Origin of the sequence: Rhodospirillum sp. A1_3_36 (assembly GCF_047263945.1) — a bacterium.
Classification (GTDB): Bacteria; Pseudomonadota; Alphaproteobacteria; order Rhodospirillales; family Rhodospirillaceae; genus Rhodospirillum.
Window position 1 is genome coordinate 93,635 of record NZ_JBLAVB010000010.1, and the last position, 15,420, is coordinate 109,054.

The 15,420-nt window shown below is 61.2% G+C and carries 15 protein-coding genes; 8 read left to right on the top strand and 7 right to left on the bottom strand.

Features of this window, described 5'->3' with window-relative positions; translation table 11 throughout:
* Positions 1-18: 18 nt before the first annotated feature.
* From ACLIRY_RS18790 to ACLIRY_RS18800, 3 genes are all read right to left on the bottom strand, one after another.
* On the bottom strand, positions 19-831 hold the full coding sequence (locus ACLIRY_RS18790; protein WP_413206958.1) for an ABC transporter permease: 813 nt from the start codon (positions 829-831) through the stop codon (positions 19-21).
* Positions 828-1,709 (bottom strand): ABC transporter permease, encoded by an 882-nt coding sequence (locus ACLIRY_RS18795; protein WP_413206959.1) that lies wholly within the window; start codon positions 1,707-1,709, stop codon positions 828-830. The genes ACLIRY_RS18790 and ACLIRY_RS18795 overlap by 4 nt, the downstream gene beginning before the upstream one ends.
* Positions 1,710-1,796: 87 nt before the next feature.
* On the bottom strand, positions 1,797-2,933 hold the full coding sequence (locus ACLIRY_RS18800) for an NAD(P)/FAD-dependent oxidoreductase (RefSeq protein ID WP_413207026.1): 1,137 nt from the start codon (positions 2,931-2,933) through the stop codon (positions 1,797-1,799).
* A gap of 9 nt (positions 2,934-2,942) precedes the next feature.
* Here ACLIRY_RS18800 and ACLIRY_RS18805 point away from each other — a divergent pair, with 9 nt between their 5' ends.
* Entirely contained in the window at positions 2,943-3,065 is a 123-nt protein-coding gene (locus tag ACLIRY_RS18805) for a hypothetical protein (RefSeq protein ID WP_413207032.1), read from the top strand.
* Between the two features lie 402 nt (positions 3,066-3,467).
* Positions 3,468-3,800, top strand: coding sequence for a hypothetical protein (locus tag ACLIRY_RS18810; protein ID WP_413206960.1), 333 nt, complete (start codon positions 3,468-3,470; stop codon positions 3,798-3,800).
* A 182-nt stretch (positions 3,801-3,982) separates the two neighbouring features.
* On the opposite strand, the gene ACLIRY_RS18815 is transcribed toward ACLIRY_RS18810, so the two are convergent.
* From ACLIRY_RS18815 to ACLIRY_RS18830, 4 genes are all read right to left on the bottom strand, one after another.
* Complete coding sequence (locus ACLIRY_RS18815; RefSeq protein ID WP_413206961.1) at positions 3,983-6,661, bottom strand: ATP-binding protein; 2,679 nt, start codon at positions 6,659-6,661, stop codon at positions 3,983-3,985.
* Positions 6,661-7,041, bottom strand: a complete 381-nt coding sequence (locus tag ACLIRY_RS18820; protein WP_413206962.1) for a hypothetical protein — start codon at positions 7,039-7,041, stop codon at positions 6,661-6,663. Before ACLIRY_RS18820 ends, ACLIRY_RS18815 begins: the two co-directional genes overlap by 1 nt.
* A 7-nt stretch (positions 7,042-7,048) precedes the next feature.
* Positions 7,049-7,429 carry a response regulator gene (locus ACLIRY_RS18825; protein WP_413206963.1) on the bottom strand — a complete coding sequence of 127 codons (381 nt, stop codon included), beginning with the start codon at positions 7,427-7,429 and terminating at the stop codon, positions 7,049-7,051.
* Between the two features lie 109 nt (positions 7,430-7,538).
* Complete coding sequence (locus tag ACLIRY_RS18830) at positions 7,539-8,969, bottom strand: short-chain fatty acyl-CoA regulator family protein (RefSeq protein ID WP_413206964.1); 1,431 nt, start codon at positions 8,967-8,969, stop codon at positions 7,539-7,541.
* A 248-nt stretch (positions 8,970-9,217) separates the two neighbouring features.
* Between ACLIRY_RS18830 and ACLIRY_RS18835 the strand changes: the two genes are divergently transcribed.
* The 6 genes from ACLIRY_RS18835 (at position 9,218) to ACLIRY_RS18860 (ending at position 15,216) form a co-directional block, all read left to right on the top strand.
* Positions 9,218-10,558: a substrate-binding protein gene (locus ACLIRY_RS18835; protein WP_413206965.1), complete on the top strand. Its 1,341-nt coding sequence runs from the start codon at positions 9,218-9,220 to the stop codon at positions 10,556-10,558.
* Between the two features lie 192 nt (positions 10,559-10,750).
* Complete coding sequence (locus ACLIRY_RS18840; RefSeq protein ID WP_413206966.1) at positions 10,751-11,779, top strand: branched-chain amino acid ABC transporter permease; 1,029 nt, start codon at positions 10,751-10,753, stop codon at positions 11,777-11,779.
* A gap of 5 nt (positions 11,780-11,784) precedes the next feature.
* Positions 11,785-12,942 carry a branched-chain amino acid ABC transporter permease gene (locus tag ACLIRY_RS18845; protein ID WP_413206967.1) on the top strand — a complete coding sequence of 386 codons (1,158 nt, stop codon included), beginning with the start codon at positions 11,785-11,787 and terminating at the stop codon, positions 12,940-12,942.
* A gap of 15 nt (positions 12,943-12,957) precedes the next feature.
* Positions 12,958-13,713, top strand: coding sequence for an ABC transporter ATP-binding protein (locus ACLIRY_RS18850; protein WP_413206968.1), 756 nt, complete (start codon positions 12,958-12,960; stop codon positions 13,711-13,713).
* Entirely contained in the window at positions 13,710-14,549 is an 840-nt protein-coding gene (locus ACLIRY_RS18855; RefSeq protein ID WP_413206969.1) for an ABC transporter ATP-binding protein, read from the top strand. The genes ACLIRY_RS18850 and ACLIRY_RS18855 overlap by 4 nt, the downstream gene beginning before the upstream one ends.
* Before the next feature lie 58 nt (positions 14,550-14,607).
* Complete coding sequence (locus ACLIRY_RS18860; RefSeq protein WP_413206970.1) at positions 14,608-15,216, top strand: hypothetical protein; 609 nt, start codon at positions 14,608-14,610, stop codon at positions 15,214-15,216.
* Positions 15,217-15,420: the final 204 nt, after the last annotated feature.

Sequence of the window (15,420 nt, forward strand, 5' to 3'; positions counted from 1 at the left end):
AAATGACAGAACGCAACGTCAATCCTTGGCTATGCTCATCGACGGCTGGCGGCGACGAAGGATTTCAGCGACCGTCACCAATGCGACGGAAACGGCCAGAATAAGGGTCCCAAGCGCCATCACGGTCGGCAGCGATTTGGGAAATCTGAGTTGACTCCAGATGTAGAGGGGCAGCGTTGGCTCCGTCCCCGCAAGGAAGAAGGCAACGATGAACTCGTCGAAAGACGTGAGAAAGGACAGGGTGAAGGCGGACGCCACGGCGGACCAGGCGAGCGGCAGCACGGCCCGTCGAAAGACGACCGCATCATGGGCGCCAAGATCACTCGCCGCTTCGGCAATGCTTTTGGGGATCGCCGCGAAGCGCCCCCGCATGACCACCACTGTGGTTGGCAGGCAGACAAGAACATGCCCCATGACAATCGCAATCCGCGACGGTCCCAACCCGACCAGATTGACCAGAATCAGGAGTGCAATGCCAACGATGACACCGGGTATCAGGATTGGCAGGCGAGACAGACCTGAGATGATCGCAGAAAACGGTGTTGCTCCGTAAAGATCCAGATAGGCAATCGTCGTTCCGCAAAGGGTGGCAATCACGGCCGAGGAAAACGCGATCACCAAGCTGTTGCCAAGCGCGGCGGGAATCGCTTCATTGCCAACCAACGTGCGGTACCACTCGAACGTGAAGCCCTTCAGCGGAAAGGCAGCCTGGATTGAATCGTTGAATGAAAACAACGGGATCAGAACCACGGGCAGGTAGAGAAAGAGGATATAGGCGATCACGTAACCGCCCAGGAGGCGGGCATGGCCCGCAGGGGATGTCGTCTTCATGTGCGGCTCCCGAACTTCCGGTCGGCCAGCTTGACGAGCATGACCAGCGCAAGGATCACCAGCATCGTGGCGATCGACAGGGCCGCTCCGAATGGCCAATCGTTGGCTTTGCCGAACTGGGCCTTGATCAAAGTCCCGATCATGGTGCTGGCCGGACCGCCGACCATCGAAGGGGTCACATAATCGCCGATCGTCGGCACGAAGACGACAAGCGCAGCGGCCAAAACTCCGGGCATCGACATCGGCAAAACCACCCGACGAAAGGTGTGAAGCGGATGGGCACCAAGATCAGAGGCCGCTTCCAGAAGTGATCCCGGAATGGTCTGAAGGGCGACAAAAATCGGCAGAATGGCAAAGGGCGCATAGGCGTGGGCCAGCGTCACGACCACCGCCGCAGGGGTATTGAGGAAAACCAGCAGCGGCTCGGAAATGACGTCAAGAGACATCAGGGCAGAATTGAGCACGCCGTTATAGGCAAGCACCACTTTCCAGGCAAAGACCCGCAGGAGATAACTGGTCCAGAAGGGCAAGGTCACCAGAAACAGGATGATGCCCCGCCAACGCCCGGCGTGAAAGGCCAGGAAGTAGGCGACGGGGTAGGCACTCACCACAGTCGCCAGCGTTACCAGACCGGAAATGATCAAGGACCGGAAAATGACAGTGGCATACAGGTCGTCGGTGAAAAGAGCCTTGAAGTTTCCAAAGCTGAAACCACGCCCCATCAACGAACCATCATTGATGCGAAAGCCCAGAAAGAAAACAAGCCCAAGTGCAAACAGGATCAGTACCAAGGTGACAGCCGCGCCGGGCAGCGACATGACTGCCCGAAAACCGAACTTGCCTTTCCCCCACCCCTCGCCATTTGCCGATACCGTCATGTGCAAATCCATTTTTCATGGGCGTGACATTCGTTACTGTAATTTTATATAAATGAAATTGTCAACACAGATTTCATATTTCAGCAATCACCGCTCCAACCCGTCCAGGAGCCGATACCAGGCAATTGCCGCAGCAATGCCGACTTGACGGCAACCATGAAACGGTATCGAGCGGATCGGCGACACAGGAAGCGGCAACACACGCGGATCCGAGGACGCAACATAGCGGGCGAGACAGGCCCCCAAAGCTGTCATCAGCCCCACTCCCCGCCCCTGACAGCCCGCTGCAATCAGAAGCCCTCTCTCCGGTTCATGGATGTGGGGCAGGTGATCAGGCGTTAGGGCAACCCGACCGTACCAGCGGCGCTCGATGGCAATCCCTTCAAGGGCTGGGAAGATGCGCCGCATTGCCCGTTCAATATGGCGCCAGTCGTCAGCGGATCGCGGCAAGCCCTGACACCCTCTGCCACCAACGGCAAGCCGCCCATCAGCCGTCTTGCGGTAGTAGACGAGGATCCTCCGGGAATCCGAAACCGCCTGCTCTCCTGGTAGGATCGCCCGATTCTGCGCGGCGCTGAGCGGAGCCGTCGCAATCTGGAACGAATGCAACGGCACAAGGCTTTGCTTCAGTCCCGGAATAAGGTCGTCAGAATAGGCATTCGTGGCGACCACAACCGATTTTGCCGTCACGAATTCTCCGGAAAGCGTCGAAACCCGCCAGACGCCGTCGCCGCGACGCAGACTGGAAACCCTTTGGTTTTCGGCGATACGCACGCCCTTCTCTGTGGCCAGTCGTGCGAGTTCACAGACAAGGGCAAGGGGATCGACCACCCCCGCGCGACGGTCCAACCAGCCACCAACATAGCCGGAGGAGCCGATCATGTCCGCGACCTGGCGCGCATCGAGCAGAGCCGTATCCGCCCCCCGCGCACCCCATTGCCTGTGGCGCGCGGCCTGCATCTGCAAAGCCGTTTGCGTATGGGCTGCCTGGATCCAGCCATTGCGCCTGTAGGGCACAGTCAACGCGTACCGCTGAATAAGATCAAAGACGGAATCCGCCGTCGAGGCCGCAAAATCGACAACGCGCTGACCGACTTCTTCGCCGAAATGCTGGATCAACCAGTCAGGATCGTATTTCAAACCAGGGATGACCTGGCCGCCATTCAGCCCCGAAGCGCCAGCCCCAACGGTCGACGCATCGATCACACGGACTCGAAGGCCCAATTCAACGGCATGAAGAGCCGTGGAAAGCCCCTGAAAGCCCGCACCGACGACAGCCAGATCAACCGACTCATTGCGCTCTATCGGCTGGTCGAACGGTCGATGACACGGGGGAGAATTCCACACGGACTCTGAAAATGGCAGAGACATGGGCCAACCTGCACTTATCGACATGTGAACAGAGATTCTATCTGTTCACTTATATGAAATCATGTCAACGAATTTCAAACTCGGTATGACGTCGGCCCGCATGCGCCGGAGCCACGCCCTTTTCCTCGCCCGCACTCCATAAAAGGAAACGAGACCAACACGTTCCCAGTGGCGTCCCGCGCATTCTCTTGCGTAATATGGAGGAGGAACCGGGAGTCTGGCGGCGAACGCTCGGACGCTCGGAGCACTCGAACGCGCCCCTCAATGACACGCCGACACGCCCCTGTCCCGGTGAAAAACCGCCAGACGAAGGGCATGAACTGACACTGCCCGTTACATTTTCATTCTTCACAAGATCAGACAAATGACCACCCAACGGAGAGCCTCATGGTCAAGGTCGAGCAAAAAATCACACAAATCGTCCCCGCAGCACCCGGCTGGAAATTATGCGAACTCATTGGCCAAGAAGATGACACCAATGATATTGGATACATGGATGTCGTTGCCTGGTTGGTTATCGCAGAATACTCTGAAGGCGCATGGACGACATCGTCCCTCCCAGTCGTTGCCGATTCAGAAATTTGCGAAGGATCAATGCTTTTAAGGCGGCCAGATGGCAAATTCACCCATCCAGACTCCTGCTATCTGGAGACAGAGGAAGAAGCGATCAAATATATGGAAAACGGATATTCATTTTCACCCATGGATCCCCTCGATTAACCCACAAAATAGGGCCAACGTTTTACCGTATACTCCACTTCCCTGAAGTCTCACACAAAACCCTGGGCTCTGCCCAGACCCGCAAAGGGTCACGGACCCTTTGATCCCATGCGCTTAAAAAGAGTGGGGGTCCGGGGCCTCAGGCCCCGGCGGGGATCAGGGCAGAGCCCCGAGGTCAGGGGTCAGCGCTCTCCCACCGCCAGAGTGAAACGCAGACGGAAGAAGCTGGTCCCATCGGGCGCAAACTCCACGGTCAGATCCCCGCCCATGGCGCGCATGATCGTTCGGCTGATGGGCAGCCCCAAACCTGCGCCCTGGCCCAGGTGCGCCCGCTCGCCCCGGGCGAATTTCTCGAAAACCGTCGTCGCTTCGGCGCGGGAAATACCTCCACCGTTGTCGATGATATCCAGAATGGCCCATTGCCCCTGGGTCCAACTGCGCAACTCCACCCGTGGCAGACGGGCGGCATTGTATTTCACCGCATTGGATAGAAGATTGATCAGAACCTGACGGGCTCGATCGGCATTAGCCCGGATCTGGACTTCGCCCGGATCCACAGCATTGCGGATCCGCACCCCCGCCTTTTCCGTCAAGCTCGACATGGCCTCCAGCGCCCCATCAATGGTTTCAGCCAGATCGACGGCCTCAAGGGCCAAGTTTAACGCCCCGGACTCCAGGCGACTGACTTCCAGCAATTCATCCAACAGTCGGGTCAGGCGGCGGCTTTCATCGTGGATGATCCGCAGGAAGCGCGCCTGTTTTTCCTCCGGCACATCCCCGCCCTGTTCCAGCAGGATCTCCGAGAAAGAGCGGATCGAGGTCATCGGGGTGCGCAATTCGTGGCTAACCTGCCCGAGAAAGGCGTCCTTTTGGGCATCCAGCGAGCGCAACCGTTCATTGACCTCGCGAAGCTGCACCGCCGTACTTTCCAACTCCTCGGATTTTTCCGCCAGCGCCCGGGTGGTCTCAATCAACTGGTGGGTTTCGTCGGCAATGTCGATCAGGTCGGTCATGCCCAGGCTCTGCCCCCCGGCGATCCGCGAGACCAAAGCATGGGCCGATGCCGCTCCGATCGACCCCGACAACTCCCGCTCCAGGCGGGAGACCACGGCATCGGTGGGATGGGGAAGCCTCCCGCCCAAACCTTGGGAGCGGGCCAGCTCATCGAACAGGCGTAGCGCCGGCTCGTCCCCCAAAATACGTTGGGCAAGAATAAGCAAATCCTCGGTTTCCGCATTGGGGAGGGTTTGGCCCTTGGGCTCCCCCCAGGTGGAGCGGTGCACATCAACGAACAGGGAGCTTTGCAGGCGCTCCAGAGCGCCGGGGCGGCTCAGGCTGGAGACCACGATGAAGCACAGGGCATTGACGCCGATGCTCCAGACCGTGGCGTGCACCAGGGGATCCATATGCGACAGACCAAAGAGAGCCTGGGGCCGCAGCAGACCGATACCCCAAGGACCATCGGCCAAAAGCGCCGGGCCGAGGAGAAAGTCCCCCCCAAAACTGGGAAGAAACAGGGTGTAGACCCACAGGACGAATCCGGCCAACAGACCCGCCAGAGCACCCGATCGGGTGGCGCCCCGCCAGAAAATACCGCCCAACAGGCTAGGTAGAAACTGGGCCACGCCGACAAAGGCGGTCAGACCAATGGAGGCCAGGGCATCCGATCCGCCACTCAGACGGAAATGGAGGAAGCCCAGCCCCAGGATGGCGGCGATGCTGAACCGACGCGACACCAGAAGCAGATGGCGCAGGTCTCCACTCACGGCCCGGTTCATGGACAGCAGCCGCATGGCCAGGGGCATGACGATGTGGTTGGAGACCATGGTGGAGACGGCGATGGCCGCGACGATCACCATGGAGGTGGCCGAGGAAAACCCACCCAGGAAGGCCAGAAGGGCGATTTCATCCCGGTTCGCGGCCAGGGGCAGGGTCAGCACGTACAGATCCGGATTGTGCCCCTCGGGCAGGGAGGTCAAGCCCACCAGGGCGATGGGCATGATGAAGATGGTCATGCCCAGCAGATAGAGCGGGAAAAGCCAGGACGCCGTCACCAAATGGCTTTCGTCGATATTCTCCACCACCGTGACCTGGAACTGCCGGGGCAGACAGATCACCGCCGAGGCCGACAGAAAGATGATGGTCACCCACCGGGGACCAAAGGGGTCCGAAATCCCCTGTCCGATGTGGGGCGGGATGTAAGAGAAGACATCGGCCCAGCCGTCGGAGATCCCATAAACGGCGAACACACCCACGGCGACCAAGGCCAAGAGCTTAACGATGGCCTCCAGGGCGATGGCGGCAACCACCCCATGGTGACGCTCATTGGCGTCCAGATTGCGGGTGCCAAACAGAATGGTGAACAGAGCCATGCCCGCAGCGACCCAAAAGGCCGTGGTCACCCCGTCTGACTCTCCATTGATCAATTGGTAGCTCAGGGTGACCGATTGGAGTTGCAAGGCGATATAGGGCGTGGTGGCGATGACCGCGATCACCGTCACCAACACCGCCAGCCCCGGACTTTTGCCATAGCGCGAAGAAATCAAGTCGGCGATGGAGGTAATGCGATAGGCCCGGCCGATCACCACCAGTTTGCGCAACAACCACCACCAGCCGACGAAAACCAGGGTGGGTCCCAGGTAGATGGTGATGAACTCCAGGCCGCTCCGAGCCGCCGACCCCACTGCCCCATAAAAGGTCCAGGAGGTGCAGTAAATGGAAATGGACAGGGTATAGATCACCGGCGATTGCAACCAGTGAATGGGCCCCCGACGGGTGCGGCGATCCACCAGGAAGGCAACGGTGAACAACAGCGCCACATAGCCCAGGCAGACCGTCAGCAGAAGATTGACCGACAGCATCAGGGCCCGCCTGCCCCGGGTCCAGAGGCACTCCCGGTTTCCCCTCCCCTCTCTGGCGGCGAGTCGTCCGAACCGGTGCCTCCCCCTTCCCTGGCTCCCTGCTGGGTCACCCAAAGGGTGCTGGCCAAACCCGCCGTTCCCAGGATCAGCCCGACCCAAACCCCGAACAGGTAAACCAGGGGGAAAGGAACGCCAAGAACTTGGACATCAATCAAAGAGACTCCCGCCAAGGGGGGCAAAAGCAAGGCGACACCGACGGCAAGCAGAACGGTGGAGCGGTCCCGGACCCGCCGGTGGTCGAGGCGTCCCCGGGGGCGACCCTGGGGACGACCCTGGGGACGCCTGGGCAAAAGACGCCCGGGCAGGAGAGGCCGGGGCAAAACCGGTTTACTCCGCCGCCCGACCCGCAGCGAGGCGCTCCACCGCAGCGACGATATCCGCATTGGCGAAGGGCTTGGTCATGAACAGATCAGCACCCCCGTCCATTGCCGTCTCCCGGTCTTCCCGCTGACTTTTGGCCGTCAGCATGAGCACGGGCGTCCGCCGCGCGGTTCGATCGGCCCGCAGACGCCGCAGAATTTCGTATCCGTCCAATTCCGGAAGCATGACATCCAAAACGAGGACATGGGGTGCCTCTCGCTGAACCGCTTCCCAGGCTTGACGTCCATCCATCTGAACCGAAACCTCGAATCCGGCCCTTTCCAGCAAGAACGTCAGGGACTCGACAATATTCGGCTCATCCTCGGCTACAAGCACACGCCTGCCCATGGTGCGAAACCCCTCCCTGTTCATGCGCCCTTTTTCGGATCGCTTACGGCGAATTAGAGTGCATTTCACCCAGAGGTGCAATGACCGTTTGGTCGGTAGGGGCCAGGCTCTAATCCAGGAGGGGATCCTCCACCCGGTGCGCACAACTGGCCCGGGGGCAGAGTCGGCAACTGGGGCCGACCTCGTCCACCCGGGCGGAGGGATCGGGGGCATAGACCGTCCGGCGGGCGTCGGCCTCGCTCATCGCCACCATGTCGGTGAGGTAATGGCGGGGGCGACCAAACCCCGTGGGACCGGCGCTGCGGGCGCGGGCGATGAACACATGCCGGGCACCAGAGGGGAAAACCACGCATTGGCGGATCACCGCTTCCGGACTTTGTTGCGCCCGGTAGAGCACCCAAAGGGGGCAGGCTGCCGCATACCGAGGCAAGGCCAGACCCGGGAGTCCCCGCATTTCGATGATCGTGCCCGCCGCGTTGGCCCGATAGTAGCCGAAACGCGGATGTCCCTCCCCCGGCAACAGAGCCGTCAAGCGGTGGCAGACCGTTTCCACCTCGACCGAAAACAGGTCGGCCAGGGCCTCCACGTCATACTTCAAATCCCTGGCCCTGGGGGCGAACAGGTCCATGGGAAGGAGCAGGGTCCCCACCGCGTAATCACTCAAGGCCCGGCGCGCCCGCTGGCGGCCAGGTGCCGTCCGAATGGCCGCGCTGGCCTCCGTGGTCCGATCGATGACCGGTATCATATGGCGGTCCACCAGGGTCCGCGCCCGTTCGATCCGTGACAGGGGAAGCGGATCCGTCAGGGAAGCGGTCAAGCGCCCCCCCACCTCCCGGCCCGCCTCCTCGATCTCCTCGAACCGGTTGCCATGGGTCTCGAACAGGGACTCCACTTCATCCAGGGGCGTCATCACCCGGTCCGGGTCCTCGGCCTTGTCCAGATAGGTGGCCAGGGCCTCGCCCGCGTCGGACAGGGCACGGCTTTCCTCGTTGATGATGACCATGAAGCGGTCCCGCCGGTCCGGCGGGATGTCCGAGTAGTCGGTAAGGATTTCTGCCGCAGATCGGACAGCAGCAATGCGCGTCAACATGCGGTGGATGGCCTCACCCAGGAAAGGGTCGTTGGACAGCCGGTCGGACAGAATGGCCGCCCGGGCCGTAGCCTCCCGTTCGGCCCGGGCCAGGGCACCAATGCCCCGGGCCCAACCGGGGAAACGGCCAATCAACTCGTCGATTCGCCCCGCCTCAACCCCGGCACCCGACAGGGTTGGCAGATGGGCGATCTCGGTCAGGGTTCCGACCAGGCGTCGCTCCGTTGCCCCATCCAGCTCTTCCAAAGTGAGGCCCAAGGCCTCCGCCACGCGGTGCAACACGGCCCCCGCGACCTTCCGCTTGTTCCATTCGATTAAATTCAAATAGGAGGCGGAGATGCCGATGCGTTCCGCCAAATCCGACTGCCGGATCCCCAACTCCCGCCGTCTCTGACGGATGCGAGGCCCCAAGATGGATCCGGATTGGCCGGTTTTTCCCTGCGCAGACACGACCTCACCGTCTCCTTGTCAAAAATTTACATTTGTGAGCAAGCGCAACAACATTTATTTACAAAAAACTCGTTGAAAGTCAATAGCTTATTGAGCATTTGACAAAAACACGGCATTCTCCGGCATCACGAGGGGCTTTTCGCACCCATAGAGGATCCGTTGGCGGACCGCATCCCTCCAAAACAAACGTCACAGAGACAAACAGAGTCAAGACGGCCAACGTCGAGACGCACAGGGAGTGAAGTACAATGTCCGATTTCAAGATCAGCCGCCGTGGTATTTTGCGGGGAACGGCCATGGTCGGTGCAGGTTTGGCCATGCCGACCATCCTCACCAGCCGGGCTTGGGCGGCCGGTTATGTCAACGAGCCCAAAGGCGGGACCGTGACCCTGGGCTTCAACGTGCCCCAGACCGGTGCCTATGCCGAGGAAGGTGCCGACGAGCTGCGCGCCTACCAACTGGCCGTTGAGCATCTGAACGGCGAGGGTGACGGCGGCATGATGGAGACCTTCTCCTCCAAGGCCCTGACCGGCAGCGGCATCAACGGCAAGAAGGTCGTCTTCGTCACCGGTGACACCCAAACCAAGTCCGACGCCGCACGCGCCAGCGCCAAGCGGATGATCGAGAAGGACGGCGCGGTGATGATCACCGGCGGATCGTCGTCCGGCGTGGCCATCGCGGTCCAGGGTCTCTGTCAGGATGCCGGTGTCATCTTCATGGCTGGCTTGACCCATTCCAACGACACCACCGGCAAGGATAAGCGGGCTAACGGCTTCCGCCACTTCTTCAACACCGAGATGACCGGCGCCGCCCTGGGTCCGGTGCTGAAGAACGCCTATGGCACCGACCGCAAGGCCTATCACCTGACCGCCGATTACACCTGGGGCTGGAGCCAGGAAGAATCCATCAAGAAGTACACCGAGAAGATGGGCTGGGAAACCGTCGCTGCGGTCCGCACCCCGCTGGGTGCCGGTGACTTCTCCCAGTACATCACCCCGGTTCTGAACTCCGGGGCCGACGTGCTGGTTCTGAACCACTATGGCCGCGACATGGTGAACTCCCTGACCCAGGCGGTGCAGTTCGGCCTGAAGGACAAAATGGTCAATGGCAAGGAATTCGCCATCGTCGTCCCACTCTACAGCCGTCTCATGGCCCAGGGCGCGGGCGACGCCGTGAAGGGCATTTTGGGCTCCACCAACTGGCACTGGTCCCTGCAGGACGCGGGATCCCAGGCTTTCGTCAAGTCCTTCGGCCAGAAGTACGGCTTCCCGCCCAGTCAGGCCGCCCATACCTGCTATGTGCAGACTCTGCTGTACGCCGACGCCTGCCAGCGGGCAGGCACCTTCATGCCCTCCGAAGTCGGCAAGGCCCTGGAAGGGTTCGATTTCGATGGTCTGGGCAATGGTCCCACCCTGTACCGCGCAGCCGACCATCAGTGCTTCAAGGATGTGCTGGTTGTGCGCGGTAAGGAAAACCCCTCCTCCAAGTTCGACCTGCTTGAGGTGGTCGAGGTCACGCCACGTGCGCAGATCGAATACGATCCAGCGATGCTGGGTGGCGAGCTGGGTCCGTACAACAACGGAGCCTGATCTCGCTTCGGGGTGGCGCGCGGACCGGTTCGCCGGACCCCTTTCCCGCGCGTCACACCGTTGTTCGACCTTCGCCGACCTGTTGGGCCGCCCCGCCTCCCCCCTTCCGCCCTCCCAAACACGACCGGAGGCGGATTGGGCGGGGCGGTCGACAGTCCAGATTTCCGATCTCGAATCCGGAACCGATGTCACATGGACGCGATCCTGCTGCAAATTCTCAACGGGCTCGACAAGGGTGGCGCTTATGCCCTTATCGCGCTCGGCTTGACCATTATCTTCGGCACCCTGGGCGTCGTGAACTTCGCCCATGGCGCGCTGTTCATGCTGGGTGCCTTTTGCGCGGTGGCTTTCAAGGCCCTGCTCAACATGCAAAAGGTTTCCATAGACCCCACCCAGATGACCGCCTGGGGCACGCCCATGGAAGTCCGTGTGCCCTATGTGGAGGCCTGGTTCGGTGACTTCGGCTCAACCCTGCTGGACTATTCCGTCCCCATTTCCCTCCTGATCGCCGTACCCTTCATGTTGCTGCTGGGCATCATCATGGAGCGTGGCTTGATCCGGTTTTTCTACCGGCGCCCCCATGCCGACCAGATCCTGGTGACCTTCGGTCTGGCCATCGTCCTGCAGGAAATCACCCGGTCCTTTTTCGGCGCCAATCCCATCCCCATGCCCGCTCCGGAAGCGGCCCAGGGGATGATCGACTTCGGAGCGGCCTTTGGTTTCTCGGCCGACAGCGTCGTCTATCCGGCTTGGCGCCTGCTGTACTTCCTGTTCTCCCTGGTCATCATCGGAGCGGTGCTGGCCTTTTTGCAATTCACCAGCTTCGGTATGGTGGTGCGGGCGGGCATGGCCGACCGGGAGACCGTGGGCCTGCTGGGGATCGACATCGACCGGCGGTTCACCATCGTCTTCGGGATCGCGGCGGTCGTCGCGGGCTTGGCCGGGGCCATGTATACCCCCATCCTCAGTCCCGATTATCACATGGGCATGGACTTCCTGGTGCTCAGTTTCGTTGTGGTCGTCGTTGGCGGTATGGGCTCGCTCAGCGGGGCCGTGGTCGCCGGATTCACCCTGGGTATCCTGCAAAGCTTCGCCTCCATGAACGAGGTGAAGGCCATCTTTCCCGGGATCGACCAGATCATCATCTACCTCATCGCCGTCGGTATTCTGCTGGTCCGCCCCCGTGGGTTGATGGGCCGCAAGGGCGTGATGGAGAATTAAGTCCAATGGGCAACCTCGCCATGAACAAGAACGATCTGATCCTCCTGGGGGCCTTCGTCCTGGTGGTTCTGTTCGCTCCGCAACTCTTCGCCCCGCTCGGCGCCGGATATCCGGACCTTCTGCAGAAGTTCGCCATCTACGGCATCTTCGCCTTGGGGTTCAATATCCTGTTCGGCCTGACCGGATACCTGTCCTTCGGCCATGCCGCCTTCCTGGGTGTCGGATCCTATTCCGCCGTCTGGTGCTTCAAACTGCTGAGCATGAACCCCCTGCCCGCCCTGCTGTTCGCCGTCCTGTTTGGCGGTCTCTTCGCGGCGGCCATCGGTTTCGTCTCCCTGCGCCGGACGGGCATCTACTTCTCGATCCTGACCCTGGCGTTTGCCCAGATGAGTTACAATCTGGCCTATTCGGTGATGACCCCCATCACCAATGGCGAGACCGGGCTGCAACTCGCCCAAAGTGACCCCCGCATCATCGACGTGCTATTTGGCCGGGATTACGGCGCCGTCCTGCCCTCGTCGGACCTCTTTGGCCTCGAGATGACGGGATATTCGGGCTACTACTTCTGCGCCGTGATGCTGATCATCTGTTTTTTCATCTCCCTGCGCATCTTCCGCTCTCCCTTCGGACTGATGCTGCGCGGTCTGAAGTCCAACCAGAACCGCATGGCCTATACCGGCCTGAACATCCGGCCCTATGCCCTGAGCGCCTTTATCATCTCGGGCATGTATGCCGGTCTGGCCGGGGGCCTCTTGGCCATCACCGACCCCCTGGCCGGGGCAGAGCGCATGCAATGGACCGCCTCGGGCGAGGTGGTCTTGATGACCATTCTGGGGGGGGCAGGCACCCTGCTGGGACCGGTAATCGGCGCGACCTTCATCAAGTACTTCGAGAACATTTTCTCGGCCTTCAACGATGGCATTCTCAATCAGGTCTATGGCTTCCTGCCGGACTCCTTGCGGGACATCATGGTGTCCATTTCCTCGCTGTTCGTGGGGGAAGGCTGGAACCTGACCCTGGGCGTGTTGTTCATGCTGATCGTGATCTTCCTGCCTGGAGGGTTGATCGAGGGCGTGAAGCGCATTCGCACCGGCGTCGGAAACCTATTCCGCAGCGGCGGTGACGGCGATGGGAAGACTCCCACTGCCGCTCCGGCCGAGTAAGGGGGGAGCGGAACCATGAGTCTTCTATCGGTCAAAGACGTCAACAAGCGCTTCGGTGGCCTCAAGGCCTTGGACAAGGTCAACCTTGAGGTGGAGGCCGGGACGGTCCATGCGATCATCGGCCCCAACGGCGCGGGCAAATCAACCCTGCTCAACTGCTTCATCGGTCGCCTGGATCCGGACACCGGCAGCGTGACCTTCGACGGCAAATCCCTGTTGGGTCTGCCGCCGCACGAAATCAATCAAGCCGGTGTCAGCCGGGTTTTCCAGACACCGGAAATCTTCGCCGACCTGACCCTGCTGCGCAATGTGATGCTGCCCGCCTTCGCCAAACGGGACGGATCCTTCAACCTGAACCCCTGGTCCCTGGTCGACCGGCAGGCCGACATCCGCGACGAGGCCATGCACCTGCTCGAGGACGTGGGGCTGGCCGAGAAGGCCGGGCATATCGCCGGACAGCTCTCGCGCGGGGACAAGCGGCGCCTGGAACTGGCCATGTGCTTGGTGCAGAAACCCAAGCTGTTGTTGCTCGACGAACCGACCGCAGGCATGGCCCGGGCCGACACCAACAACACCATCGATCTGATGAAAAAGATCGCCGACCGCGGCATGACCATGGTGGTCATCGAACACGACATGCATGTGGTGTTTTCGCTCGCCAACAAGATCAGCGTGCTCGCCCAGGGCACGGTCATCGTCGAGGACCTGCCCGAGAACATCAAGGGCAACCCCCGAGTCCAGGAAGCCTATCTGGGAGGGGCTCACCTATGACCAGTTCCACCTTGGGGGGCACCCCGACACAGGAGACCACCATGGACCAAGGCCCTCAAACCCTGTTGGGCGATACGATCTACGCGGGCAAGGCGCCCGGCAAAAAGCCAGTCACGTCCAAGGGCGGACAGGCGGCCTTCTTCTCCTGCTGGGATATTCACGCCTATTACAACGAAAGCTATATCGTCCAAGGCGTCAGCTTCGACATCCGCGAGGGGGAAATCATCGCCCTGTTGGGCCGCAACGGGGCGGGCAAAACCTCGACCCTGCGGACCATCGCCCGCTTGGCCGATCCCGAGCTACGCCATGGGGAAATCTGGCTGGACCACAAACCCCTGCACACCATGAAAGCCTTTCAGGCCGCGCAATGGGGTGTGGGTCTGGTGCCCGAAGACCGGCGGATCATCCAGGGGCTGTCGGTCGAGGAGAACCTTCAACTGGCCCAGATCGCGCCGCCCATCGGTTGGTCCATCGAGCGCATTTACGAGCTTTTCCCCCGCCTGGGAGAACGCCGCAACCAGGAGGGCACCACCCTGTCGGGGGGAGAGCAGCAGATGCTGGCCATTGGCCGGACCCTGGCCCGGGACGTGAAACTGCTGCTGCTGGACGAGCCCTATGAGGGGTTGGCCCCGGTGATCGTGCAGGAGATCGAACGCACCCTGGAGCAGATCAAGAACCTGGGCATCACCACCGTGATCGTGGAACAGAACGCCATTGCCGCCCTTCACCTGGCGGACCGGGCGATCATTCTCGACATGGGACAGGTGGTTTTCGATGGAGTCGCGCAGGACGTGCTCGACAACGCCGATTTGCGCCAGCAATATCTCGCGATCTAATCGGCTCGGTCCCTCGAGCATGCCAGCGACACAGACACAGGAAGGCGCGACTCTTGCCTTGAGCACGACACTCGAGAAGGACTTCATTTCTCCGATCACGGCGGTTCGCGGAGCCCTCGAAATTCTCCGCGACCATGCCGATTTGACAGAGGAAGAGCGGCTGCGCTTCGTCAACTCCGCCCTGGCGGGGTGTGCGCGGCTGGAGCATGGAATCTCCCACCTGTCCGAAAGCGTCTACGCCGCTTCAAAACGCCAGAAGGAGCAGGAGGAAAAGGACAAGGACTGGCGCGCCCGGATCCATTTCCTCAATGAGTCCGGGGACAATCCGGACGGCGCATTGGGCCTGGACGTGGTCGAGGTGGACTTTTCCAATGTCGTCTTCAGCGACACGGAAACCGTCACCGCCTTCCACGATGTCATTGACCGAACCTTGGAAGCCACGGGCAAGCGGTGGTTCATCCTCGTCAACTTCAAGGACTGCAAGGTCTGGCCGGAGGCCTGGGTGGCCTTCGCCCATCGGGGCAAGCAAACGGCCATCCAGCGATCATCCGGCGTGGTCCGCTTCGGCGAGCCCCCCGGCCCCCTGTCCTCCCCCAATGAGTGCGCGGACAAACCTGCGGCGCTCGATCGGATCCGGGTTTTAGCCAAGGAAGCAGGGATCATTTGACCCCTCTGGAGCCTTTCGACCAGTAACCGCCCGGGGTCTGGAGCCTTTCGGCCGGTAACCGCCTGGGGTCTGGGGCCTTTCGGCCGGTAACCGCCTGGGGTCTGGGGCCTTTCGGCCGGTAACCGCCTGGGGTCTGGGGCCTTTCGGCCGGTAACCGCCTGGGGTCTGGGGCCTTTCGGCCCCAGTGGGGGACGGGGCAAAGCA